This window comes from Paenibacillus hubeiensis, assembly GCF_032334105.1.
GTDB lineage: Bacteria > Bacillota > Bacilli > Paenibacillales > Paenibacillaceae > Paenibacillus > Paenibacillus hubeiensis.
This window is the reverse complement of the sequence record NZ_JAVYAE020000002.1, coordinates 365,267-388,425: the sequence shown is the minus strand read 5'-3', so window position 1 is coordinate 388,425 and position 23,159 is coordinate 365,267. Positions and strand designations below refer to the sequence as shown.

Below are 23,159 nucleotides of genomic sequence, written 5' to 3'. Positions count from 1 at the left end.
ACTTTATAATGAGAAAAAGTCAAAGACCCGCCACCCTCAAGCTGAGGTTAGAGCGGGTCTTTTTCCCTATTAGTTCAGGTCCCCCCGATGAGATGGAGATTTTATTTTTTGTGGATTTTTGCTATGCTGGGTTACATATTTGGATACGGGAGACTGAGCATGAATGCATAAAATACTGATCGTGGACGATGAAGCAGATCTTCGAAAGCTGCTGTCCGATTATTTTGAAATCAACGGGTATTCCGTCCTAACGGCCAAGGACAGCAGGGAAGCGCTGCGAAAAGTGGAACAACAACCCGATCTTGTTTTGCTGGATATCAACATGCCTGAGCAGAATGGCCTTCAATTATGCGAGAAAATCCGAGACTTCATCTCGTGCCCGATTTTATTTTTAACGGCTCGAATTGAAGATGCCGATAAAATAGCCGGATTTCAGGCCGGCGGCGATGACTATATCCTGAAACCTTTCAGCATTCACGAGCTGGGGGCCAGGGTCGAAGCGCATTTGCGCAGAGAACAGCGAATCCAGACCAAATCCTCGGTAAGGTTTAACGATGATTTGGTCATTGATTATACAGCCCGGGAGCTTTACTACCAAGATAAGCAAATTCCACTCGTAAAAAAAGAGTTTGACATTATCGAGTTACTGTCCACACATCCCAATATCGTGTTCGAAAAGGAACGCATATACGAAAAAATTTGGGGATGGGACAACCAGGGAGACAGCAGTGTGATCGCGGAACATATCCGGCGAATTCGTTTTAAATTAAAGGAACATGGCTGCGTTGACCGAATCGAGACTGTTTGGGGAGTAGGATACAAATGGCCAAGCTCATGAATGCACTGCTGCTCAGGCGATTTACCTTACGGCAATCTTTTATGCTGTTATGCGTAATCACGCTCATTGCCGTACTGGTCGTCATCACGCTGGAGTTTGCCTGGGCGGAGAAGCTGCGGCTGCGTTTCGGAGAATCGGAGTGGGTGCTGCCCTCCCTCGTCGCGGCAGTGATGCTTACCGTAGCAGCCGGAATCGTCACCATGGCCATCTTATTTTACAGATGGAAACTGAAACGTCCGCTGGAGCTGTTAAAGCAGGCATCCGAGAAAATTTCGGCAAACGATCTGGACTTCCACATCTCCTATGACAGCCGGGACGAGATGGGCGAGCTGATTGCGGCATTTGAGAACATGCGCTCCACATTGGAGAAAAACGTAAAGACGCTCTGGCGGTCCGTGGAGGAACGCAAGAAACTCAATGCCATTTTTGCTCATGACTTGAGAACGCCGCTGTCCGTGTTGAAAGGAAACACCGAGCTCCTCGCCACCTATCTGCCTGAAAAGAAATTGTCGGAAGAAAAGGTGCTGGATCTAATCCATACCATGAATCTTCACATCGTGCGTCTGGAGAGCTATGCGGAGGCTATGAGCTCGATTCAGAAGCTGGAGGATGTCCCGGTGCATCGCCAGTCGATCGATACGATCTCGTTGACGACTTTGTTAAACGACAGTGCCGAACAAATCGCAAGGCAATTCGGCAAAACCTTCGTGTCTTCCATGGAATATGATCATGCCGTAATCAACGTGGACCCCTATATCGTCATGCAAATTTTCGAAAACATGATGGCCAATGGGGCTCGATACGCAGCCAGCCAAGTGAACGTTCACTATGACATTCAGAAAAGCACGATGAAGATTACCGTCTCAGACGACGGGCATGGTTTCTCGGATGAAGCCCTGCACAAGGCTGTGCTCCCTTTTTATCGCGGCGAAGTGTGGGACGCGACCGAACATCGCGGGCTGGGCCTTTATATTTGCAAGGTGTTTTGTGAAAAACATGAAGGGGACCTGCAGATCGCAAACGGTCCTCATGGCGGCGGGAGCGTTACGGCAAGTTTTGGGACCCCAGTTGATAAATAGTTGAAAAAGTGCTGATAGCATTTCCTTATCTTGAATTTTAGGAGTGCTAATGATGCCAAAACTGAAAAAAAGAATGTTTGTTGCAATCAGCTGTTTATTGTTGTTATGTTCCGTGTGGCCGAACCCCATGTCCGCCACGGAAGCCCGGGACAGGTCGGAAATCCTGCAAGACATCGACGAATATATGAATCGGAGCATGAAGGCCAATCACATCAAGGCTGCTTCACTGTCCATTGTTAAGGACGATGAGGTCTACTACGCCAAAGGCTACGGAACATTCGCAGACGGCCAAAGCGTGACGGACGACACTCATTTCCCCATTGCTTCGTTAAGCAAGTCCTTTACTGCGTTGGCCGTGCTGCAGCTGGCAGACCATGGACAAATTGACCTGGATGCGGCTTACGATTCTTATTTTCCCGAGCATTCTCCACTGGATCCCCGCGTACATGACATTACGGTCCGTCATTTATTGAATCAGACCAGCGGTCTCAATGACAAAGTAAATCCGGATATGACGAGGAATGCGCAGTTCCAAACCCTGCATGAGGCGAATCGGTTATTAACGGAGGTTCAACTTGCCCATAGCCCCGGAACCGCGTACAGCTATCATAATCCCAATTACGTGCTGCTGGCGAACCTCGTGGAAAGCGTAAGCGGGGAGCGTTTTTCGGATTATCTGAACAACCATATTTTTGAACCGCTAGGAATGAACCGCACCTTCAGTGTCAGCACGACGCAGCAAATCAATGAGAATGAAACGATCCCGTTAGGACATTACTTGATTTTGGGACGTTCCGTAGGCCAATCGGAACCGCTCTGGTTCATTGAGGGCCCGGCCGGCATCATTTCAACCGCAGAGGATATGTCCCTCTGGATGCTTGCCCAATATCACGGACAGCTCCTTTCTCCTGCCCTAATGAAGCAATATCACGCAGCCGGGGCCATCGGTCCGTACGGCATGGGCTGGCTTGCAAAACAAGACGAATCCGGGGGCAAAATGATCTCCCATAGCGGCATCTTCTGGACGTACAAGTCGGAAGAAATGATTTTTTTGGACGAGAAAATGGGCGTTGCGATCATGTTTAATTCGGGCATAAATGCTTTTGTGAATTACTCGGCTTTTATTCATGATATTGCGAAGATCATGAGAGGGGAAAAGCCTGAAACCTCATTTGTGAACGGTCGAAACATGGAAATGATCATGATTGCGCTGATCATCGCAACGCTCGCATGGGGCGTATATGCCTATTTTCGCATCCATCGGAGGAACAAACGGCTAACGATGAGTAAATTGATTCTGATCACGGTTAGAAAGCTGATTCCGGTCCTAATACTCTTGTCCCTGTCCCCATTGATGACGTTGATCGGCGGAGGACGTGTGCTGCCTTGGTTCGGCATCTGGACTACTCTGTCGTCTCCAATCATATGGCTTGCTGTATGGTCGCTTGTCAATTTCGTGCATTTGGCTTGTTATTATTACATTTATGTTCAGAATAAAAAGAACGGTCGTTGGGATTTACCCCAGTAGTTTTATTCGCATAAATGAGCTGCCGTTCTGGCGTGTGTTGATCATCAGGAGTTTGCTGTGCGCTGATTGAATCCCTTCACGATGAGCCAGAGCGGCAGAACTATTTCAAATATTGCCCCTGGAACATAAAGAATCGTTCCGAGGTCTAGACCAGCGATCGCCAGGCAGCTGGATGTTAACAATCCGGCATACCCGATAAATCCGATCATGGACAATAAGCGCGGTACCAACCTGGACTGGTAGAGCACATAACAGAATAACAAACTGCCTAGGCTCAGTACCACCATAGCCAGTTCAAAGAGCATAAAGTGAGATTCTGCCGCAAACTTTGCCAGTACTTGAAAGTATCCGTCACCTGATTCCGCCTCCCTGTAATCACCGCTCAACGCGAGGAGCAGTATCGGAACGATTAAACTAAGGATAAGAATCGCTGACTCGATCACCCTGGAAGCGAAGTACCCTAGCGTAAACGCTTCGTTCTGTTTTTTTAATACAGGGTACAGCAGCATGGCAATTCCCACAACCGCTATCGCGTTGATTAACTCCAAAAACAATCCTAAGATTACGTTGGTTCGGTCCAAATTTAAAGCTGCCAGTTGTTCGGGCTGCTGAAGAACGGGGTTCAGCAACCCGCTCCCTAACAGATACGCAACCGTCGACAACAGAAAGAGTGACCCTGCTACCTTTACATTCCATTTGCTCATGCTTATCTCCCCTTCGCTCATGTTATAGAAATCATAGCTTAGGGGCTTGGGGATCAATAGACACTTTAGTGTGGTTTTTTATCGTTCTTTGGGGAGTAAATTCAGCTCATGAGCACGTGCAACCGCTTCAGTGCGCCTCCGAACTTGAAGTTTCTCGAAAATTCTGCGATTATGCCCTTTTACCGTGTCCACAGCCAAGGAGAGTTTTGCGCCGATGTCCCGGTTGGAAAGTCCCTTGGCAACAAGCGCTAGCACATCGAGTTCACGCTGGCTGAGCGGCTCAACCAAATCGCAATTCTTCGTTGATTGAAGGATCGTCCTGACACGCTCCAGGCCAGCTTGTGCTTCGCGAAGAGCCGGAAGCGGAAGATCGCCGGCCAGCTTGATAGCCTCTTCGTAGCATTCTCCCGCCAGGTTGGGTCCATTGTCTGCTTCATGTAATTGACCCAGTCCGATAAGAGACATAATGGCCATCAGTTTATGTCCCATCACGTGACTGTAAGAAATAACTTCATTGTAGGCTTTTTGAGCTCCCGCATAGTCTCCCCGCCGTTGGCTTGAGATGCCCAGCATCCATGCCGCCGCCGTCCGAACAGGAAGATTATCCTGGCGGAGATACGCTAACGCGAGCCTGGATTGGTTAATAACTTGATCGATCTCATAGGCTGCACTCCTCAAAACATTCTTGCCCGGAGCAATAAGCTCGATGAGGTCATCGCTTTTGTCGTCATGCTCCGTCATTTGCATGAATTTTTCAGCTGTCTGTAATTTTTGATGGGTCCCGTTAGGATTCACGGCCATCATTAACGAACCCACTGCAGCCCGGGTTGCCGCAATCAGCCCGATCAAGTCTCTGACGCGAACGTCCTGTCGGGCGCCTTCGAGCGCTGCCTCTGCCGCTCGCAGCTTGGGTTCAACGTGCGTCGGCTTACCTGTGATTAGCAAAGCTGAACCGTACATCACCCACAACGCCGGTCTGGCGTCCAATTCTGCAGCAGGCAGCGACTCCAACCATTTCAGCGAAATGCCTGCTGCCCCGCGAAGATGCAAAGGCATCCCATTGCCTTCCAAAAGAAGCGCGGAGCGTTCAACATCAGCTGTTTCAACGGCATGGCGAAATGCTTCGATTTCAAGGCCGTGATTTTCATACCAAACGCTTGCCCGTTGGTGTAGTTCTGCAACATTGGAACCGTTGAGATGATCCTCTAACCGTCTTTGCAATGACTCGGCGAACAAGTGATGGTAGCGATACCATCTTCGTTCATGGTCCAAAGGAATAACGAACAGGTTTTGGCGCTCAAGATCCAGCAACCGTTGCTTCCCTGATATTGCCGGATCGAGCAGAATAGCATCGCAAAGAGAACCGCACAGGCGGTCGAGAATCGAGGTGCGTAACAAAAAGGTCTGAACAGCCTCCGGTTGCCGCTCCAGAACCTCTTCTACCAAATAATCCAGCACAAAATGATGGCTGCCAGCAATAGACTGAATAAACCGGTCTGTACCACGATCGCCTTGAATAGAAAGGGCGGCCAACTGCAAACCGACAATCCATCCTTCCGTTCGTGATGCCAGCTCATCGATGATATTCTCAGGTAGGTTTAGTCGCATGACTTCGTTAAGAAACCCTTCAACTTCGGGACGCGTAAATTTCAGATCTGCTTCACGCAGCTCTGTTAACTGGTCTTGAGCTCGTAACCGGGCCAATGGAATAAACGGATCCTCGCGTGTGATCATGACCAGATGGATATGCGAAGGCAGATGATCGAGGAGAAAGGAAATCGCCTCGTCTATCGGCTTCGATTTCGCTGCGTGATAATCATCAAGGACAAGAATGAAAGGTGATATGACAGCAGCTTCCTTTAGGAGCACCTCTATAATGGACTCCATCGGAGGCGGTGCTGGAGATTGAAGCATTTCAAGCACGCCTTCCCCGATCTTCTCGGCAATCGTTTGCAGCGATGAAATAACACAGGTTAAAAACCGCGTAAGCTCATTATCCCCTTCCTCAAGTGATAGCCATGCAACAAGCCGCCCGCATTGGGGAATCCATTCGCCAATCAATGTCGTTTTGCCATAGCCAGCGGGCGCGGAGATCAAGGTCAATTTACGATGTAATTCACATTGAAGCCTTTCTATCAAGCGTTGACGGAGAACTGTATTTTGCCGAAAAGGCGGTATATTGAATTTAGTGGAAAGGTTACGCTTAGACATAAGCATATTTTACCATTAGGGTTTGCCGCCATCAATGAATCGAATTACCAAACTTGAATGAAGACAAAGGATTTCTTTTTCGATTAGATAGCCGCATTAGAAGACCGTTTATTGCTCTCGGTTGGGTCATTTCTCGGTTAAACTTTAGTCTCCGGCCGCCATCCAAAAAAAACGAAAGCAAATAAATAAGTTCTGTGACATTTTGTTTACAAGTTGATCAAACTTTGGCGACAAGTCCCTTCTATATTGAATTAGTGAGTGCTGTAAAGGAAGCACAAGCTAACAAGTAATAGAAACAGACTAGGAGGAGTATGAATTGTCATTAAACTTTTTGTCACCGAATGAGATAAGGCATCAAGGCGTGGAAGTTGACCCTGGTGCCCCCAATTCTCAGCAAAATAACGCGGATTTGTCGCATAAGCGAGGTAACCCACGTGGGTCCGGACGACTTATGGCTCTAGATGCTGTAAGAGGTCTAGCCGTGATCGGCATGTTTTTACAGCACTTTGCTTTGAATGAAAGAAATGCTATCGTTGCAGGCAATACGACGCTATTATTTGTTCTTTGCGGAGGTATTTCGTATTCGCTTATGGCTCAGCGGATGAAGGAGCGCGGAACGGATGCAACCGTTTTTCGGTCAAGAATGCTAGCGCGGGCTGTATTTGTGGATGTGATCGGCTACCTCCTAATCCTGCTGAATACCCCATACGGCATCATCCTGCCTGCTTACGCTGCCATGTTCGTGCTTGGATTAGTGCTCATTCACCGCTCAACTCGTGTATTGGTTTACACTGCTTTAGGTTTACTGGTGTTGGCACCGCCACTTATGCTTCTGGGGTTAAGTTACTTCAATGGAGCAGATCTGCTTCAAGATATTGCCGGGGGGCCGATGTCTGCTCTCGCACTTTCTCCTGCTTTTGTAGCAGGAATGGCGATTGCACGATTCAATCTAACCAATAAGCGAATTGCATTCTCGCTTGCCATAAGCGGTTTCGTCATGCTTGTTATTGGTAAGATGCTGGAAGCTTATGTCCTTCCTGATCTAAGAACATCTTTTGAATCGTGGATCGTTCGTGTTCAAGGTACGAATTTCGTTCCAGTTGACGAATATGCCATTTGGCCATTTAATGTAAATCCACCGCTCTGGCACATGCTTCTCCAGACAGCACCGCATACCGCGTCAACGTTCCAGACGTTAATCGGGCTCGGAATTGCATTTCTGGCCATAGGACTTGCGTTCCTGATCCCGAGTAAAATAAGCGTCATTTTAAGCCCTTTTGCAGCAGTTGGTCGTGTCGCCCTTACGATGTACGCCGCTCAGTTCATCGTTGTTTGGGTGTTGACCCTCCTGGGAATCGATTATGGTTTAGGTGAATTTCCGCTTGGTGATCTAATCGTAGTTGCCATCACATTGGTGGTGGGCTCTCTTATTGCTCTTAAGCCTACTGGCCCACTCGAGTTAATGATGCGACGATTCGACCAAAGATTCAGTTCCTTCGGTCCAGCACCAGCATCCAAATGAAAAATCTAATCCGCAATTATACATCTTTAATGAGTATCCCACCCTCGGTTGGGATACTCATTAAAGAACCCAGAACAAGATATGTTCCAGGTTCACAGAGCAAATATAGGTAAGATCACAATAAGCAACGATAATGAATATCCAAGTGAATATATGTAACTTCCTCTCAAGTTGAAAAGAACTTTAAGAGACTCCCTTCATTCAACAAAATACGTTACATTGATTCACTCCACATTGGAGAAAATACGCACGGTTAGCCCATCTTGGAATCCCTCAAGAGAAGCGGTCAAATCCGCATGATTAAGAAAAGAAAGAGCTCTGCTATCTGTATTTACTGTTGGCTTTAAAGCCCCATTTACAGACTGGTTAACAATGTGCAGTTGACATGATTCGCCATGATAATCTGTACCCTCCAAGGTATACACCGCTCGAACATGGACTAATTTATCTTCCAAGTGATCCTGAATATCTACTGCTCCTGGTAAAATTAAACCTTTGAAGTAAGGACTCTCGCTTTCTCCTGTGAAAAAAACTGCAGTTTGTCTTCCAGCACCTTCTTCCATACGTACCTCGCTGCCCGTAATCCGAACATCGATTGTCAAAACTTCTTTCCTGCCCAGTAAAAATTGCTGAATGGATATCATCGAACTGCTTGTTTGTTTCTCCGTAAATTGATGTCCGGCTCCTCTGACCAGTTGCAAGTGACATTGACCTGGCGCATACGATTCTTGGGCTTTAATAGAATAACTATAATGTACGATTTCATCCGCAGTACCATGGATAAGCAGCACCGGTCCGTTATACGGAATGATCTCTTCGAACGGATTCATATTAACCACTGTTTCATGGAAGCTCTTGCTAATGGACATCCTCCCGCAATCAATAACTTCCGGAACATGTTCGACATCATATGAAGAGTTGGCTAAAGCACCTTTACGAGCATCATCGGGGATACAAAATGCTGGATAAAGCAGAATTAACGATTCTACTTCATGTGCGCGCTGAGCTGCTGTCAATGCTGATACAAACCCTCCCTGACTGAAGCCGATTAACGTCAGACGATTCTGATCAATGTAAGGTAATCCTTTAACATAATCCATCACCGCCATTAAATCCTCACATTCAGTCAGCACCGTCATATCTGTTGATGCCCCGTCACTTCTTCCTTCTCCATGAGCAGAACCTCCACAAAAATCAAAACTATACGATGCGTAACCCCATGATGCAAAAGTTCTGCAGCAGTCACCTAAATCGTTGGAATTCCCACCAAATCCATGACTAACAATAACGGCTGGAAGGCTATTTCCCTTCGGTAGAAATTCTGTACCGCGAATCGTTAACCTGTCCCTTTTACAACTAAAATCACGTTCTACAACATGGCTGCACATCGTTCAACATCTCCTTTAACAAATAAATTCGCTTTCACCCCACTTATTGTCATTATATTATAAAACTGAATAACGCCGCTCAAATTTCCCATGATATCAACTATTTTAGCATAATTGACGTAATGTCATGTCCCTCCCCCAGCGGCTGCCGATTCACGGATTTCGTCTCCTGCCCAGGATTCAACACGGTCCAGATCATGAAGCTCTGCCGTTGTTCCCTGTACCTGAGTCTCTGCCGAAACCGCATTGAAGATGGATTTTCTCTTTTTCATTCTCCAACCTCCCCACTCTCCCGTTCATGATCAAGCGGTGAATTACCGGTTTCTGTAGTCTCGAACTCATCGGCTTCAAGTATGTTCCGAACGTAATCCTTCAGTTCATTGTCGTTTGTTACGCCAAGTACAGCTGCTCTTCCGACATAGGTTTCTTTAAGCAGCTTCATCGGCGGGATTTGCTCACTTGCCTCCATTTTGCTCTTGTAACCAACCGATGCCAGCTGCCACATATCATTTACCGACAAATTCGTGTCGATATACGGACTGACTTCTTGGAGGATCGATGGAAGCTTCATGATGGATGTTGTGCTTTTCATTTTTTCGACGATGGCATTGGCAAAATCGCGCTGCCGCTTCGTTCGGGAATAATCCGATAGGGCATCATGGCGGAAACGAACATATTGAAGTGCTGTCTTCCCGTCAAGATGCTGCTCCCCTTCCTTCAGGTTGATATCGTACTCATGATGATCAGCTTTACTTTCATAAGTCATATCCTTCTCCACATAGAAATCGACGCCACCGACTGCATCCACGAGTTTGATAAAGCCTTGGAAGTCTGTGTATACGTAAAATTGGACCGGTATACCAAGCAGCTCGCTTACGGCGCGCATTGCCGTTTTAGGTCCATGGGTGACCGCTGTGTTGATGCGGTTCTTCCCATGCTCCGGAATATCAGTATAGGTATCCCGAAGAATGGAAAACACATGAATACGTTTTTTAACAGGGTCGAGGGAAACAACCATCATGCTGTCAGATCTCGGAATCTCGTTTTTCTTGTTGCCGCGTGCATCTACGCCCATCAGCAAAATATTAACAGGTTCCTCGCCAGCCCATTTTGGAGGTTCTGCGACGTTCTCCTCGCTCGCCATCACTTGGGCAAAGGGAGAATCTTCCGACGTTTTTTTCAACCCCTCTAACCCTCTGTATATGGATAAGGAATAATAAAGCCCGAAAGCGACAACTGCTGCTAAAATCATGATGCTTATTACCGCTGTAAATTTTTTCTTTTTGAACGCCATGGCGGACACTCCTTTTCTTGGTACTCAATAGACAAAGCACTCAATGTTCCTGTAATCCTTGAACGAGAAGCGAAGCATAGAATCTGCTGCCATCCGGCTTCAGATGAACGCCGTCTTTGTAGAAGAACTCATCTTTGCCTTCGCTCGCTGCGTACCAATCCACCACTCTCGCATTATCAAATTCATTTACAACATCCTTAATGTTGGCGTTCACTGTATCCTGCCATCTTTTTGGAACCCGGGTTGTCACGACCAAAACCTGTTTGGCTTCCGATAATGATGTAAGCAAATTGCGCAGTTGATCTTTGGAAAAGGGGCCGTTCGTGCCAAGCTCTATAATGATGCGGTCTCCCAACTTCCCCTCAGCACTTAATTGTTGAATTAATTTTCCGGCCTGGGACATCTGTCTGCCGACCTTTCCATCAACGGTGACTTTCGGAAGCTTCTCTTTCAGGTAAGGCTCAACGCCAACCATGACGGAGTCTCCAATGACGGTAACTCCTTGCCCATCGATGGACGAAGATTCAGCTATGTCTGCCTTTAGGGAGCTCATGTCTTCCTTTACTTCAGAGTGGGTCAGGCTTGAACTATTCTCGAATGATTCAAAAGATCGGCGATCCGCTTTTTCTTGTTCACCTTTGGAAGAAGCCTGGTTATGAAAAGCAAGATACCCAAGGATGGAGATGAGGAGGACAAGCCCCCAGTACATCCACGTTTTTCGTTTTTTCATCGTATATTCCACCTTTCTTATCCATAAAAATGGATGCTACGCGTTTTGCTTGAGATGTTGGACGAGTAAAGAAGCGTAATATTGAGCTCCTTTGGAAGTGAGATGAATCCCATCAGGAGTAAACAGTCCACTTTTTTCCTCACTGGCTGCATACCAATCGATAATGTTAACATTGGAATAATCACGTGCAACTTCTTTCAAAGCATCATTCACAGGATCCTGCCAAGCTCTGGGCACCCGAGTAGTTACCAGATAAAGCTGCTTGTCTTGCAGCGTATCTATTAGCTTTCTTAGTTTGCTTTGATTAAAAATCCCGTTGCTCCCCAGTTCAATAATGATCTGGTCTCCCAGTTCTCCTTCTGCTTGCAGCTGATCCACAACCTCTTGAGCATGCGTCATCTGCCTGCCGACCTTTCCGTCCACCACAATGCCCGGAAGCATCTCTTTCATGTAGGAATCCACATCCAGTGTGATCGAATCCCCGATTAGTGTGATCCCTTTTCCTGAATTAGACGAGCCGGCAGCATCTTCATGACTTGTTTGGGGCATGTCATCAGTGATCGGCTGATTGTCATTGATCGATGGCTGTTGCTGGTTAGGGATCTCCTGTTCATCCTTTTGCAGTGTATCGGGAATGCTCACGGCTTGGGCGAATTCAGGCTGGTCCTTCGAACCGCTGGTTATCCAGGATAGGGCGATAAAGAACGCAAACAACGTCAGACTTATGCCGACCATGGGTTTAAAACGATGATGACGCCGGATATCACGCCATTTCGCGCGAAAATATCCCTTGCGAATCGGTTCTTCGATGAACGTGTACGAAAATACGGACAGCAATAGGATCAGGCCGAGACGCAGCATCAACGGCGCAAATCCAAGCCCTTCACTACTCGCCCCATCGGGCTGCATCAAAATAATCACGGGATAATGCCATATGTAGAGGCTGTAAGAACGCTTGCCAAGCCAGGTCAGTGACCGGCATCCCAAAGTGCGGCCTAGACGACTAGCCGGATGCGCCAAGACAGAGATCAATACTGCCGTAACCAGAGAGAGAAGGAGAAATCCATACTGATACAGCGAATCTTCATACTCATTCGTGCGAAGAAAACACATGATCAGGATAAACAATGCACATGCACCAATGACATCAAGCGATCTCCGTGCCCCGGGTGAAATCTCCTTCCCCAACTTCCAGCTTGGCCATGCAACCGCTAAGGCCGCACCGATCAGTATGGCAAACGCTCTGGTGTCTGTTCCGTAATACACTCTGCTTGGGTCTGTTCCCGGCACATACATTAGAGCCATGGCCATCGCAGATACAAGAGACAGTACCAACATGCATGAAAGCAACTTTCCGCGCCGAGGCGCAAACCTTAGAAAGATGAGCAGTACGATCGGCCAAACGACGTAAAACTGTTCCTCAATGGAAAGAGACCAGAGATGTCCAATGGGCGAAGCTGGGCCGAAGCTTTCAAAATACGAAACTTCGTGAAAGATGAGATACCAGTTATTCACATAGAAAACAGAAGAGATAAAGTCTCCTTGCAGTAACAGGAGTCTCGCGGGATCTGCAGCCAACAACCACAATGCAACCAGCAAGAGCATACTTAACATCGCAGGCAGCAATCTGCGAAACCTTCGCAGCCAAAAGTTCCAAAGCGATACATGATTCACTTTCCACTCCATTAGAAGCTGATCCGTAATCAGGTAACCGGACAGGACGAAAAATACGCCTACTCCCAGTAATCCTCCCTGGGCCCACTTCAAGTCCAAATGGTAAGCGATGACAGCCAGTACGGAGATGGCTCGTAACCCATCTATTCCAGGCATATAACGCTTCCTCGGTTGATTCAATTTCCCACGCATTATGCTTCATTCCTTGTCTGTATTGGGGCTAAATCTCTTTAATCAATATAAACAGCGGATGTCGCCAAAGTTTGATCAAGATGTAAACAAGTTGTCACAACAGGGACATCGTTATTGACAACGAAAACACCCTTGATATGGAATGTAATCCGTATCAAGGGTGTTTTAACGAAGTGCTATTCAAATTCGATGATAAATGCCGGCTCCTCCGTGGAATCATCATTGGGCATGCTTTTCGGATTCGCAAAGGTTTTAGGCCCTTGTATGAACAAACTTGTATTGTCCAGACTCCATTTCATATTCAACGGCAATATTCCACGGTAAACGGGCTCGTTATAAAGCACATTTCTGCCTTGCATTTTCCCCACATAAACAGCATCTTCATCTTGCAACGTATATGCAATAAATTTTTTGTCCGGTGAAAATTCAAATGTAGATACTCTCTCCAGAATAACGGAAAGCTCACCGTTCCGCTGATCGTATTCGTACAACGTATCATCTCTACCCAAAAAAGCAAACTGATCGTCGCCAATCCAGATCATTGGTTTATCAGCAATTTGACGCTTGTACTTTGTCTCAAAATGCCCCTCGATCAATTTGCCAAGCACGATGGTGGGCCTGCCCGATTGACGGGTATCAAGCAGCTTAATCAAGGCACTGCGGCCATCATTGGATACCTGGACATCAAGAAGTGTATCATCCGAATTGAACTCGTTTAATGTGTAGGATTTGGATGCCTTGGTCTTCGTATCATACACCCGCAGACTGTTCTTTTCGCTTTCAGCAGCGTCCAGAACCAGATAACTTATCATTTGGCTGTTGTCAGACCAGGACATATTTTGCAGGTAACTCTGACCTTTGGGGTTAAATGTGTCGACCTCTTTTTCTTTTCCGTCACTGGCAGAAATGAAAACAGTCGTGATTGTCGTTTTGTTTATACGTACATCGGCGACATGCCTACCGTCCGGCGACAGTGACATTCGGGAGTGGTCCACATCGTTCTGCATAATGTCTTTACTTTGTTCAAAAGGGAGAGTCAATTGTTTCAACATGAAACGCTCAGGGAAACCTGTACTTTTGAATGAACCCAATAGCGTGTCGATTGTTGACCAGCCCAACCAGTACCCTTTATCCACTTTTTCTTCCGGAAGGCGGTAAATTTTTTTGACCTGAACGGGACTTAAGTCTTGATGTGTTTGTTCGTCTGCCTCGTTCCCTGATATGATGATGGTTTCGTTTGGAAAGCGGGTGCCACAACCTGTTAACAGAAGGACAAGCAGAACAATCACGCTTAAACCAAACCCACCATATTTCTTAGCCATGATTGTTCCCCTCCTCTACGGATACATGGTTAAACTCTACCGTAACTGCAGTATGGTAATCTTGACTGACGACAGAAATGGTACCCTGCAGTTCATCGACAATGGATTTGACGATACTTAATCCGAGCCCCACGCTGCCCTCTTCTGGATCTTTGGAATGAGCGAAGTAGAAAGGTTCGAACAGCTTGGAAAGCTGCTCCGCATCAATGGGATCACTTGGATTGTCAATGATAAAACGGACTTTCCCGTCCGTACGAAGCCCTTTTACCGTTATCTCGGAGAAGTCCAAACTGTATTTAATGGCATTATCCAGCAGGTTAATAAAGAGTTGCCGAATTCGCTCCTCCTGGGCGAGCATGTATAATTCGGTCTCCATGTCTACAGATATGCTTTTTTTGTAGCGTTGTGCACGTATGGACATGGATTCGCATACATCTCCTAGAACGGCTCCGACTTCAATGCGGTCGAGTTCATGGTTGGTTGCATGACGACGCGAGACTTCAAGCAGCTTGAGCACCATCTTATGAAGACGTTTGCTCTCTTCGATGATGTGGTTCATGCCTTTTTCAAAAAAGGTGCGATCCCTCTCTCCATTCGCCTTGATCAATTCTGCATAGCCCAATATGGAAGTTAAAGGTGTTTTGAGTTCATGGGTAACATTATCAAAGAAACGCTTTTCCTGCTCATGAAGATCCTTGAGTTGATCCCGATCTTTTCGGATAATGTTCATTTGCAGGCCGATCTGATCAATCATGTCATTAAAATTTTCGGCAAGCCGTCCGATCTCATCCTTTCGTTTGAACCGGATGCGAACGTCCAGATTGCCATTCTTCACTTCGGACGAGGCACGGGCCAGTTTCCCAAGTGGAAGAGTAATGTGTCTTGACAGAATGAAAGAAAATAAAAAAGTAACTGCAAAAATAGCAAGTGTGATATAGAGCGTAGTATCCAGAATTCGACTGCTTTGCTGATACAGCTGGCTAAAGTCCTTGTAGAAACGTAGAATCCCTACTTTTGATCCATCGATCACGACGGGGTAAGAGAACAGAACCGTTGTTTTGTCATCGTCATAATTGATGTTATACGCAGTCTTTCCATCGATCGCTTCTTGCAGATCCGTTCTCTGCGGCTGTGAAAATAAGGACTTGTCCGAGGCAAATAACATCTCTCCGTCAAGGGTATATACGCCGACACTATTTCCGGTGGCATGATTCAAATTAATGCCGAGTTCCTCAGCCATTTCCCCAAAATATAGCTCATTACTCGAAAAATGGTTGATCAGAAAGGTTTGACGAACATAAACATTGCTATTATTTTTGAGTCCAACGAGTTCGGTTGTGATCAGATTTTGGTTGCTTGTATGAATGATCTCCTTCACCGTTTGGCTCAATACTAGAAATGAAAAGGAGAAAATCAACAGGAATCCGAGAAGAAATTTGATGCTGATTTTACGCATGTTAATCACCTGCTTTTGAACTTGTATCCGATTCCGAATACCGTTGCAATATGATCTGTTGCATCCAGCTTTTTGCGAAGCCGCTGGATATGCGTATCTACCGTCCGAGTATCACCTGCAAAATGATAGCCCCAGACAACATCAAGCAATTCAGATCTGCTAAATGTTCTCCCTGGATTCCTCACCAGCGTCATAAGCAAATCATATTCCTTTGGCGTTAATTCAACCGGTTGACCGTTTTTGTTTACAAGCCGTTCTTCGGACCGAATCTCAATATGATCAATACGGATGATATCCGGTTGCGAATCGTTCTGTTGCCTGTGATTGGATTGCTCCAACCGGCGAAGTATAGTTCTAATCCGGGCAATGACTTCGCGGAGGTCAAATGGCTTGGTGATATAATCATCTGCGCCGAACTCTAGTCCGAGCACTTTATCCGTTATATCGGATTTGGCCGTTATCATGAAGATGGGGATGTTATACTCGGCGGTAACCTTTTTGCATATATCCAGCCCGCTCTGGTCTGGAAGCATCCAGTCCAGGAGCAGCAGATCAGGCTGAAAGGACTGAATTTCGCTTATTCCATCGGCTCCATTTGATGCGATAAGTGTCTGGTAGCCCTCCAATGAGAGTCCGTACGAGAGCAGGTCCGCAATGGGGGCATCATCTTCAATGATTAGGATTTTCGCATTCTTCATTATAATCTCCGTCTCTTCTAGGTACTTATGTCAGATGTAACACTGACATTGTTTCTTATGTTAACGAGTTGTGCAGAAATAATCAATTCTCGTTAAATCGAAGAGTTATGATCATGAGTACTGTGAAATAGTCAAACTTCTTTTGGATGGAAGTTAGATCACGATAAAAGAAAAAGACGAATCAATTTAAGATTGACTCGTCTCTCGTACACATATTAACGTTCTCCCTGTTTTGATTGATCGCTAAACATTTCTCCGTCAATAGCATAACAATTTGCATCAACTTCACGAAATCCCCCTTCTTCTTTTGCTTCCGTTACCCCTGACAGAGCATGTTCAAATGCTGTTCAATGACTTGCTCCACTCGCTCAGCAGTAAGCCTTTCAGGCTGCATTAACATATGAATGGCGAGTCCATCGATCAGTGCATACAGCTTCTCTGTCTCGACACCGGCATCCATATCCGGATCGGTCAAGCCCTGCGTTTGCAGCTCCTGGATCACATATTGGGCTGACATATACATCCCCTGATGCATCTGGTCACTTAATTTTTTTAATTCGGGGTAAACAAGCACTTTGGCTGTAAAAGAAAACCAGACCTCCATTTCTATTTTCCTGTCCTCGTCCAACGGCAGAAATTGCAAGAGCAGATTTTTCATGTTCTGCAGTACAGATCCATTCATCTGCAATGCCTCCACTCTCTGCTGCACCCGGTCAGCAAAAAGATTCATGCAAAAGGCAAACAGCTCAGCCTGTGTGGCAAAATAATGCCTCATTGAACCTACGGATAGACCCGCTTCCTTCGCGATATTCCGAACGGTGGCATGCTCCAGCCCGTGGTCCCGGATGACGCGGATGGCAGCAGCGGCAAGCATTTTTCGTTGTTTTTCATGATCTACGATTTTTGGCATAGTCCTATTATACACCAAGCTTCTCTTTTATAGTACACTGTGCTATAATCCTTTTTAGTACAATGTACTATAAAAACGCACAACAAGAAAGGAATTCGTGAATGATGGGCACAAATATTCAAAGCAGACCAAAGCGCAAGTTTCGAGTATTAAAATTCGCACTCCTATTTTTCTGTTCGGTTCTGGTGGTTATCGGGGCAGGGTTTCTCTATGAATGGTATGCCTCTTCTCAAGCCAAAGATGATTTTCCTCCTCCAGGAAAGCTGGTTGAAGCAGGAGGCTACAAACTTCATATTCATAAACAAGGAAACGGATCACCTACCATAATTATGGAAGCCGGCAGCGGTGAAACCAGTTTATCATGGAGAGACATTCCCTCGGAGCTTGCTAGACATGCAACTGTGGTGACCTACGATCGTGCAGGTTACGCCTGGAGCGAGGCCGCGCCCACAGAGCGTACAGGAGCCAACATTGTCCAAGAGTTACATCTGGCGCTTCAGAATGAAGGCATTGATGGACCCTATGTCATGGTAGGTCACTCCTTGGGGGGCATGTATGCCAGACTATTTACGCAGATGTACTCCAACGAAGTACAGGGCCTTGTCTTAATTGATGCCCGCCCCGAGGATGATGAACGGAATACGAAAGCTTTACTCCAACAGGATCATTTCAAAGGCAACCCACCTGCCTCATTGTTATCCTTGTTGAAGTTATCCGGAAGCTTTCGTCTATTTCCGGACTTCATGCTGGAAGGACTGGTTGCAGAGCAAGATCGGGATGCATTTATTAACGTGATTGCAACGCCTTCCTTTTTCCGTGCCAAAGAAGAAGAAGGCAGCCTCGCATATACGACAGAAGATGCCATTCGCGGGCAGAAACTCGGGTCCATTCCTGTTCGGGTCATTGCGCGCGGTCTCCCTCAGAACTATGCCCAGGCGGGAATTTCAACTGAAGTTGGGCACCAGCTTGAAGCGATCTGGCAAGCAGGTCAGCGTAACATGATGAATCTGTCCAGTGACAGCAAGTTGATCATTGCCGAACAGAGTGGTCATATGGTGATTCATGATGAACCGGAGTTGGTTGTGAAGACCATTCTTGACTTGGTTTCGAATATAGACTGAACGAGACGGATTGAAACATCGTCCTGTACCGCAGAACATTTTAGCAGAGACTGTCCTTACAAAAAAACGCCTGACGGCGTCCTTTAGGTTCGAGCATCTATTTCATACGAATATTTCTCGTTGGGTTCGGATCTTTTCCTGGGCCCAATCTGAGCAGCCTGACCGAGACGTGATTACGGTCAACATTCTCGTCATGGATGGAGACTGGCCAAACGAGGTCCGCAGCATCGTGATTTCAAATATATACAAATGCCTGACCAGCATCCTTGAAGTTGAGGAACCTTCACCGAATTGGTGGGTAAGTTTTCAAGTCATAGAAGATGGAAGCTGGGGATCTCGCGGCGGTGTGCTTTCCATACTTGACTTGGTGGAATCCAGAGTCTTTACAGATGAAAAGATAAAAGCCATTCGGAAGAACATGTTACCTGAATAAAAACAATCGACATATTGAAAACACCTCCAGTTAATCTCTACATCTTTCGATATAGATGCTTTATCTTGAGGTGTTTTGATTTGCGCCTGCGGTCCCTTGCCTTGGATTCACATCTATTCAACCAAACCCAACTCTTCATATACCTTTTGAGAAACAACACCATTCGGAATAAGGTGATGATCCTTCTGATATTTCTTAAGTGACTCGGTTGTATTGAAGCGGAACTTCCCGTCACATTCCCCATTGTAATATCCTGCGCTTTTTAACCGGGATTGAATAAGCTGCACGTCTCCACCAACATCCCCCTCGGCTAAATCCCTCGGGTTTTGATTGATTTCTCCAAGCACATGACCATATATCGTTACTTTGGTTCCAATCGGGATTAATTCGTACAGTTCGATGACATCCCGGTTAAGCATCCGGATACAGCCATGGCTAAGGTGTTGACCGATGGAATAGGGTTTATTCGTACCGTGTATTCCAAAATTGCCCCACGGAACATTCAATCCGATCCAACGCGGGCCAAATGAGGGCCCCCAGTTGGTTCCTTTGTATTCGACTCTATAATCTCCAACTGGAGTCGGTGTTGACGGATTGCCAACGGCTACAGGGTAGGTCTTAATGACTTGCCCCTGCTTTCGTACAAGCAACTTGTGACGTTCAGGATAGATCGCAATCTCAAGATCGCTTTGCTCATGTATAATCGGCAAGACGGGCGGAGTTAAATGAAACACTCCAAGCATTGCCAACATGATTAGAATCCATTTTTGATTCGTTAGTATCATGTGTTTTCACCATGTTAAGTCAATTTCATATTGATCAAACATCTTTAATATTTAATCAATAACGACATTTTATACACTTCATTTTGTTGGTTTTCCCTCCTTCCCCTACGAGGTCGACCATGGGCTTAAATCAAGTTTTTCCAGTCAGGTTAAACCAAAAAACCGTTAAAAAAAGGAGCGCTGCTAATTGGCAACTGCTCCTCGCTTTTCTCCAGTAATTTACACAGGCTGCAAATTTTCCTTATAGTATACATGAAAGGCAATGCTTCGTAGCATGATCACTGCTTTCGCTAAAAAGGCTCCCACCGACTTAGTAGTAGTCCAAGCTCCGTTCGGTTTCGGCATTCTAGTTTCTCAAGAATGCGGGACACATAATTTTTCACTGTGCCCTCTGTGACGTATAGAGCAAGCGCAATGCTTTTGTTGCTTTTCCCTGATAAAATTTGCCTGGCCACCTCCAATTCCCTTGGAGTCAGCAAGTCCAGTTTTTCATGATGAGTATCCGATGAAAACCCTTCATGGGGAGCATAGGAACCCGTCAAGCCTTTCACCATCTGCTCTGTTACCCGAGAAGTAAGCAGGATGCTGCCGGAGTTGGCCGCTTTAATGGCATTCATAATTTCCGCAGAACCCGAATCCTTCAGGATATACCCGTCGACCCCGTAGCTTAATCCCCTGATTATATAATCCTGTTCGTTGAACGTGGTAAGAATAATGATTCGAATATCGGGGTATTGATCCTTGACCCGCTTTGCTGCCGTAATTCCGTCCATCACGGGCATTCGGATATCCATTAACACGACGTCTACTTGAAGCTTGTTCAGAAGATTAAGCAATTCTTGTCCGTTCACTGCCTCTCCGACGACTTCAATTTCCTCATGCAGGCTTAGAATCATTTTGAGTCCTTCCCTCACGATTTCCTGATCATCCACAATCATAACTCTAATCAAGGCAGATGCCCCCTTTATCCATTGAATTCCAATTCGGTTTTCCCGCTCACGACAGGAAGCCGGACTTCTATAGCGAATTCGGGGTTAAGATGAATCATCATTTGTCCCCCGAGGGCCGTGATCCGTTTTTCCATGCCAAGCAACCCATGGGATTTGTCCAGCGAATGGCTGACCTGGCCGTTATTACGAATTTGCATGTAGATCCCCTCTTTGCTTTTCACGATCCGAATATGGAAACGGGTTGCTCCCCCATGCCGAATTCCATTGGTCAGAGCCTCTCTAACGGTTTTAAGCAGGCAATCTTTAATCTTGGAAGGTTGTTCCTCTATGGATGAATCCAGTTCAAGCTCGAATCCGACCCCTGTCGTTGGATCAAAATTGGAAAACAGTTCGTTTAGCGCGACTCTCAAATGGTCGATCTTGTTTGTGGGATTGAGCGTATCCACCGCTTTCCTTAAACTGGCCATGCCTTCCTTGGAGATCAGCAGCGTTTTGCCCAACACCTCTTTCGTTCTCTCGGGGGATTGGTCAACCGTTTGGTACGCATACTCCAGATTCATGCCCAAGGCAACCAGCGAATGGCCGATGGAGTCATGCATTTCCTGGGCGATTCTTGTCCGTTCTTTCGTGATGGTTAGCTCCTGGACCATGCTTGAATATAGCTGCAGCTTGCGATTCGCATCCTGAAGTTCGCTATATAAACGTTCTGTTCTGGTCTTCTCCGCAATAATCGTTCTGAACAACAAACCCACAACCAAAAAGCCGGCAAAGTTGATGACATCATTGAACAATTGGTCTCCCAATGGGAACGAAACCAGATCTGGAAGAACGTAAGCCATACCATCCAGACCTACGAGAAGGGGGATCAAACGATCGCCAAAAATAATGAGTTCGATCAATATAAGCTGAATCAGGGCAGAGATGCCTATCGAGGGTAACAGGAGGTTTAGCGCAGCCAAAATGAACATGCTGGCGGCCATGGAATACACGAACGCACTGCGTTTACGATAAGATAACAACCCGTATCTCCCACGAATGAAGTCATTCAGAGCAAGCGCACCGACCAACGGCCAAACTGCAAACGGAATGGGTCGATCCAGGTTCCATAACTGATGGACGAAAGACATAAACAACAATACTTTAAACGTAAGCAGTACATAAATCCGGTTATTAACGGAGGCAAACAACTCCAACATCAAATCTCCTCACTCCACGTGGTAAATAGACAGTTCTTCCATCATACCACGGTTGAATCTCGCAGAGTAGATAACGAAAGTCATGTTAACAAGACACCCCATCGAATGGTTACTTTCGTGAATTGTTGCCCCCGCAACGAGCTAATACACTGGTATAGCAGCAATGCCAAGTCAACCTTCTGGAGGGAAAAATATTGTTAGAACTAATTCAAGTAACTAAAGCATACGGCAACCGAAAAGTCGTTCAAAATTTAAGCCTACATGTCCACCATGGCGAAATTATGGGACTTCTTGGCCCCAATGGCGCGGGAAAATCCACAACCGTTTCGATGATTTCGACGATTTCGGAACCGGATCGCGGTGACATAAGAGTAAATCAACAAACCGTCAAAGGACGTTTAGCCGAGGTCAAAAAGATCATGGGCGTCGTCCCTCAGGACCTCGCCTTGTACGAATCGTTGAGCGCCCAGGACAATCTGGAGTTTTTTGGCTCCCTGCATGGAATGAGGGGACAGGCACTCAGAGACCGCGCCCAAGAAGTTCTTGAGCTCATGGGACTGCATGATAAAAGAAATCAAAGCGTCGGAGAATTTTCCGGAGGGATGAAGCGCCGGATCAATATAGGCATTGCACTGATGCACAGACCCCAATTGCTGATTTTGGACGAACCGACCGTCGGCATTGATCCACAGTCCCGAAACCATATCTTGGAGATGGTCAAACAATTAAGCCGGGATCAGGGAACAACGATTATATATACCAGTCATTACATGGAAGAAGTTGAATATCTGTGCGACCGTGTAGCTATCATGGATCACGGCAGGCTTATCGCCTGTGGAACGAAGCAGGAACTTAAACAACAGTCAGAGGCTCTGGATATCCTGACAATCACCTATCAGCCGAACGGGTTTGAAGATTGGGAGGCAGTCAGCCGGATCGGGGGAATTCAAAAGATGGAACTGGAAAGCAGCCGATTGATTCTTTCCATTAATACGGCGATCGGAAGTGTTATAGACATTTTGGATGCATTGAGAACATTGGGCGTACAGATGTCCTCTTTTCAATATGAGGAAGTTAACCTGGAGCATGTGTTTTTGCAGATGACGGGAAAATCTTTAAGGGATTAAG

General features: G+C 46.3%; 21 protein-coding genes. 7 read left to right on the top strand and 14 right to left on the bottom strand.

The window, feature by feature from the left end; translation table 11 throughout:
• The first annotated feature begins 163 nt into the window (after nt 1-163).
• Genes RSX24_RS08440 through RSX24_RS08430 form a run of 3 tightly spaced genes read left to right on the top strand, consistent with a single transcriptional unit; the run spans nt 164 to nt 3,445 of the window.
• Nucleotides 164-838 carry a response regulator transcription factor gene (locus RSX24_RS08440; protein WP_343260277.1) on the top strand — a complete coding sequence of 225 codons (675 nt, stop codon included), beginning with the start codon at nt 164-166 and terminating at the stop codon, nt 836-838.
• Nucleotides 823-1,917, top strand: coding sequence for a HAMP domain-containing sensor histidine kinase (locus RSX24_RS08435; protein ID WP_343260276.1), 1,095 nt, complete (start codon nt 823-825; stop codon nt 1,915-1,917). Before RSX24_RS08440 ends, RSX24_RS08435 begins: the two co-directional genes overlap by 16 nt.
• Nucleotides 1,918-1,969: 52 nt before the next feature.
• Nucleotides 1,970-3,445: a serine hydrolase domain-containing protein gene (locus RSX24_RS08430; protein ID WP_343260275.1), complete on the top strand. Its 1,476-nt coding sequence runs from the start codon at nt 1,970-1,972 to the stop codon at nt 3,443-3,445.
• Nucleotides 3,446-3,489: 44 nt separating this feature from the next.
• Here RSX24_RS08430 and RSX24_RS08425 read toward each other — a convergent pair whose 3' ends face one another.
• Both RSX24_RS08425 and RSX24_RS08420 read right to left on the bottom strand, forming a co-directional pair.
• Nucleotides 3,490-4,149 carry a DUF4386 domain-containing protein gene (locus RSX24_RS08425; protein WP_236412506.1) on the bottom strand — a complete coding sequence of 220 codons (660 nt, stop codon included), beginning with the start codon at nt 4,147-4,149 and terminating at the stop codon, nt 3,490-3,492.
• A 78-nt stretch (nt 4,150-4,227) separates the two neighbouring features.
• Nucleotides 4,228-6,360 carry a winged helix-turn-helix domain-containing protein gene (locus RSX24_RS08420; protein WP_343260274.1) on the bottom strand — a complete coding sequence of 711 codons (2,133 nt, stop codon included), beginning with the start codon at nt 6,358-6,360 and terminating at the stop codon, nt 4,228-4,230.
• A gap of 409 nt (nt 6,361-6,769) precedes the next feature.
• Here RSX24_RS08420 and RSX24_RS08415 point away from each other — a divergent pair, with 409 nt between their 5' ends.
• Entirely contained in the window at nt 6,770-7,882 is a 1,113-nt protein-coding gene (locus RSX24_RS08415) for a DUF418 domain-containing protein (protein WP_343260500.1), read from the top strand.
• Nucleotides 7,883-8,106: 224 nt separating this feature from the next.
• On the opposite strand, the gene RSX24_RS08410 is transcribed toward RSX24_RS08415, so the two are convergent.
• From RSX24_RS08410 to RSX24_RS08370, 9 genes are all read right to left on the bottom strand, one after another.
• Nucleotides 8,107-9,270 (bottom strand): alpha/beta hydrolase family protein, encoded by a 1,164-nt coding sequence (locus RSX24_RS08410; RefSeq protein ID WP_343260273.1) that lies wholly within the window; start codon nt 9,268-9,270, stop codon nt 8,107-8,109.
• A 125-nt stretch (nt 9,271-9,395) separates the two neighbouring features.
• Nucleotides 9,396-9,542 carry a hypothetical protein gene (locus tag RSX24_RS08405; RefSeq protein ID WP_343260272.1) on the bottom strand — a complete coding sequence of 49 codons (147 nt, stop codon included), beginning with the start codon at nt 9,540-9,542 and terminating at the stop codon, nt 9,396-9,398.
• Nucleotides 9,539-10,564: an LCP family protein gene (locus tag RSX24_RS08400; RefSeq protein WP_343260271.1), complete on the bottom strand. Its 1,026-nt coding sequence runs from the start codon at nt 10,562-10,564 to the stop codon at nt 9,539-9,541. The genes RSX24_RS08405 and RSX24_RS08400 overlap by 4 nt, the downstream gene beginning before the upstream one ends.
• A gap of 40 nt (nt 10,565-10,604) precedes the next feature.
• On the bottom strand, nt 10,605-11,294 hold the full coding sequence (locus RSX24_RS08395; RefSeq protein WP_343260270.1) for an SGNH/GDSL hydrolase family protein: 690 nt from the start codon (nt 11,292-11,294) through the stop codon (nt 10,605-10,607).
• A 36-nt stretch (nt 11,295-11,330) separates the two neighbouring features.
• On the bottom strand, nt 11,331-13,124 hold the full coding sequence (locus RSX24_RS08390) for an acyltransferase family protein (protein WP_343260269.1): 1,794 nt from the start codon (nt 13,122-13,124) through the stop codon (nt 11,331-11,333).
• Nucleotides 13,125-13,336: 212 nt separating this feature from the next.
• Nucleotides 13,337-14,482 (bottom strand): WD40 repeat domain-containing protein, encoded by a 1,146-nt coding sequence (locus RSX24_RS08385; protein ID WP_343260268.1) that lies wholly within the window; start codon nt 14,480-14,482, stop codon nt 13,337-13,339.
• Nucleotides 14,475-15,938 carry a HAMP domain-containing sensor histidine kinase gene (locus RSX24_RS08380; protein WP_343260267.1) on the bottom strand — a complete coding sequence of 488 codons (1,464 nt, stop codon included), beginning with the start codon at nt 15,936-15,938 and terminating at the stop codon, nt 14,475-14,477. The genes RSX24_RS08385 and RSX24_RS08380 overlap by 8 nt, the downstream gene beginning before the upstream one ends.
• 5 nt (nt 15,939-15,943) lie before the next feature.
• Nucleotides 15,944-16,636: a winged helix-turn-helix domain-containing protein gene (locus RSX24_RS08375; RefSeq protein WP_236412488.1), complete on the bottom strand. Its 693-nt coding sequence runs from the start codon at nt 16,634-16,636 to the stop codon at nt 15,944-15,946.
• 316 nt (nt 16,637-16,952) lie between these two features.
• Nucleotides 16,953-17,546, bottom strand: coding sequence for a TetR/AcrR family transcriptional regulator (locus tag RSX24_RS08370; protein ID WP_343260266.1), 594 nt, complete (start codon nt 17,544-17,546; stop codon nt 16,953-16,955).
• Between the two features lie 101 nt (nt 17,547-17,647).
• On the opposite strand from RSX24_RS08370, the gene RSX24_RS08365 reads away from it, so the two are divergent.
• Together RSX24_RS08365 and RSX24_RS08360 are read left to right on the top strand one after the other, a co-directional pair.
• Complete coding sequence (locus RSX24_RS08365; RefSeq protein ID WP_438286780.1) at nt 17,648-18,667, top strand: alpha/beta fold hydrolase; 1,020 nt, start codon at nt 17,648-17,650, stop codon at nt 18,665-18,667.
• A 10-nt stretch (nt 18,668-18,677) separates the two neighbouring features.
• Entirely contained in the window at nt 18,678-19,100 is a 423-nt protein-coding gene (locus RSX24_RS08360) for a tautomerase enzyme (RefSeq protein ID WP_343260264.1), read from the top strand.
• A 113-nt stretch (nt 19,101-19,213) separates the two neighbouring features.
• Here RSX24_RS08360 and RSX24_RS08355 read toward each other — a convergent pair whose 3' ends face one another.
• The 3 genes from RSX24_RS08355 to RSX24_RS08345 all read right to left on the bottom strand — a co-directional run bounded on the left by RSX24_RS08355 (nt 19,214) and on the right by RSX24_RS08345 (nt 22,031).
• Complete coding sequence (locus RSX24_RS08355; protein WP_339278423.1) at nt 19,214-19,852, bottom strand: L,D-transpeptidase family protein; 639 nt, start codon at nt 19,850-19,852, stop codon at nt 19,214-19,216.
• Nucleotides 19,853-20,175: 323 nt separating this feature from the next.
• Entirely contained in the window at nt 20,176-20,832 is a 657-nt protein-coding gene (locus tag RSX24_RS08350) for a response regulator transcription factor (protein WP_236412944.1), read from the bottom strand.
• Between the two features lie 17 nt (nt 20,833-20,849).
• Complete coding sequence (locus tag RSX24_RS08345; protein WP_343260263.1) at nt 20,850-22,031, bottom strand: sensor histidine kinase; 1,182 nt, start codon at nt 22,029-22,031, stop codon at nt 20,850-20,852.
• A 194-nt stretch (nt 22,032-22,225) separates the two neighbouring features.
• On the opposite strand from RSX24_RS08345, the gene RSX24_RS08340 reads away from it, so the two are divergent.
• A complete protein-coding gene (locus RSX24_RS08340; RefSeq protein WP_343260262.1) occupies nt 22,226-23,158 on the top strand; it encodes an ABC transporter ATP-binding protein in 933 nt (310 codons plus the stop codon).
• Nucleotide 23,159: the final 1 nt, after the last annotated feature.

Bases quoted from the DNA above. Each gene is read 5' to 3' on its own strand.
- RSX24_RS08440 (WP_343260277.1), top strand. From the start codon at position 164: ATGCATAAAATACTGATCGTGGACGATGAAGCAGATCTTCGAAAGCTG.
- RSX24_RS08435 (WP_343260276.1), top strand. From the start codon at position 823: ATGGCCAAGCTCATGAATGCACTGCTGCTCAGGCGATTTACCTTACGG.
- RSX24_RS08430 (WP_343260275.1), top strand. From the start codon at position 1,970: ATGCCAAAACTGAAAAAAAGAATGTTTGTTGCAATCAGCTGTTTATTG.
- RSX24_RS08425 (WP_236412506.1), bottom strand. From the start codon at position 4,149: ATGAGCAAATGGAATGTAAAGGTAGCAGGGTCACTCTTTCTGTTGTCG.
- RSX24_RS08420 (WP_343260274.1), bottom strand. From the start codon at position 6,360: ATGTCTAAGCGTAACCTTTCCACTAAATTCAATATACCGCCTTTTCGG.
- RSX24_RS08410 (WP_343260273.1), bottom strand. From the start codon at position 9,270: ATGTGCAGCCATGTTGTAGAACGTGATTTTAGTTGTAAAAGGGACAGG.
- RSX24_RS08405 (WP_343260272.1), bottom strand. From the start codon at position 9,542: ATGAAAAAGAGAAAATCCATCTTCAATGCGGTTTCGGCAGAGACTCAG.
- RSX24_RS08400 (WP_343260271.1), bottom strand. From the start codon at position 10,564: ATGGCGTTCAAAAAGAAAAAATTTACAGCGGTAATAAGCATCATGATT.
- RSX24_RS08395 (WP_343260270.1), bottom strand. From the start codon at position 11,294: ATGAAAAAACGAAAAACGTGGATGTACTGGGGGCTTGTCCTCCTCATC.
- RSX24_RS08390 (WP_343260269.1), bottom strand. From the start codon at position 13,124: ATGCCTGGAATAGATGGGTTACGAGCCATCTCCGTACTGGCTGTCATC.
- RSX24_RS08385 (WP_343260268.1), bottom strand. From the start codon at position 14,482: ATGGCTAAGAAATATGGTGGGTTTGGTTTAAGCGTGATTGTTCTGCTT.
- RSX24_RS08380 (WP_343260267.1), bottom strand. From the start codon at position 15,938: ATGCGTAAAATCAGCATCAAATTTCTTCTCGGATTCCTGTTGATTTTC.
- RSX24_RS08375 (WP_236412488.1), bottom strand. From the start codon at position 16,636: ATGAAGAATGCGAAAATCCTAATCATTGAAGATGATGCCCCCATTGCG.
- RSX24_RS08370 (WP_343260266.1), bottom strand. From the start codon at position 17,546: ATGCCAAAAATCGTAGATCATGAAAAACAACGAAAAATGCTTGCCGCT.
- RSX24_RS08365 (WP_438286780.1), top strand. From the start codon at position 17,648: ATGATGGGCACAAATATTCAAAGCAGACCAAAGCGCAAGTTTCGAGTA.
- RSX24_RS08355 (WP_339278423.1), bottom strand. From the start codon at position 19,852: ATGTTGGCAATGCTTGGAGTGTTTCATTTAACTCCGCCCGTCTTGCCG.
- RSX24_RS08345 (WP_343260263.1), bottom strand. From the start codon at position 22,031: ATGTTGGAGTTGTTTGCCTCCGTTAATAACCGGATTTATGTACTGCTT.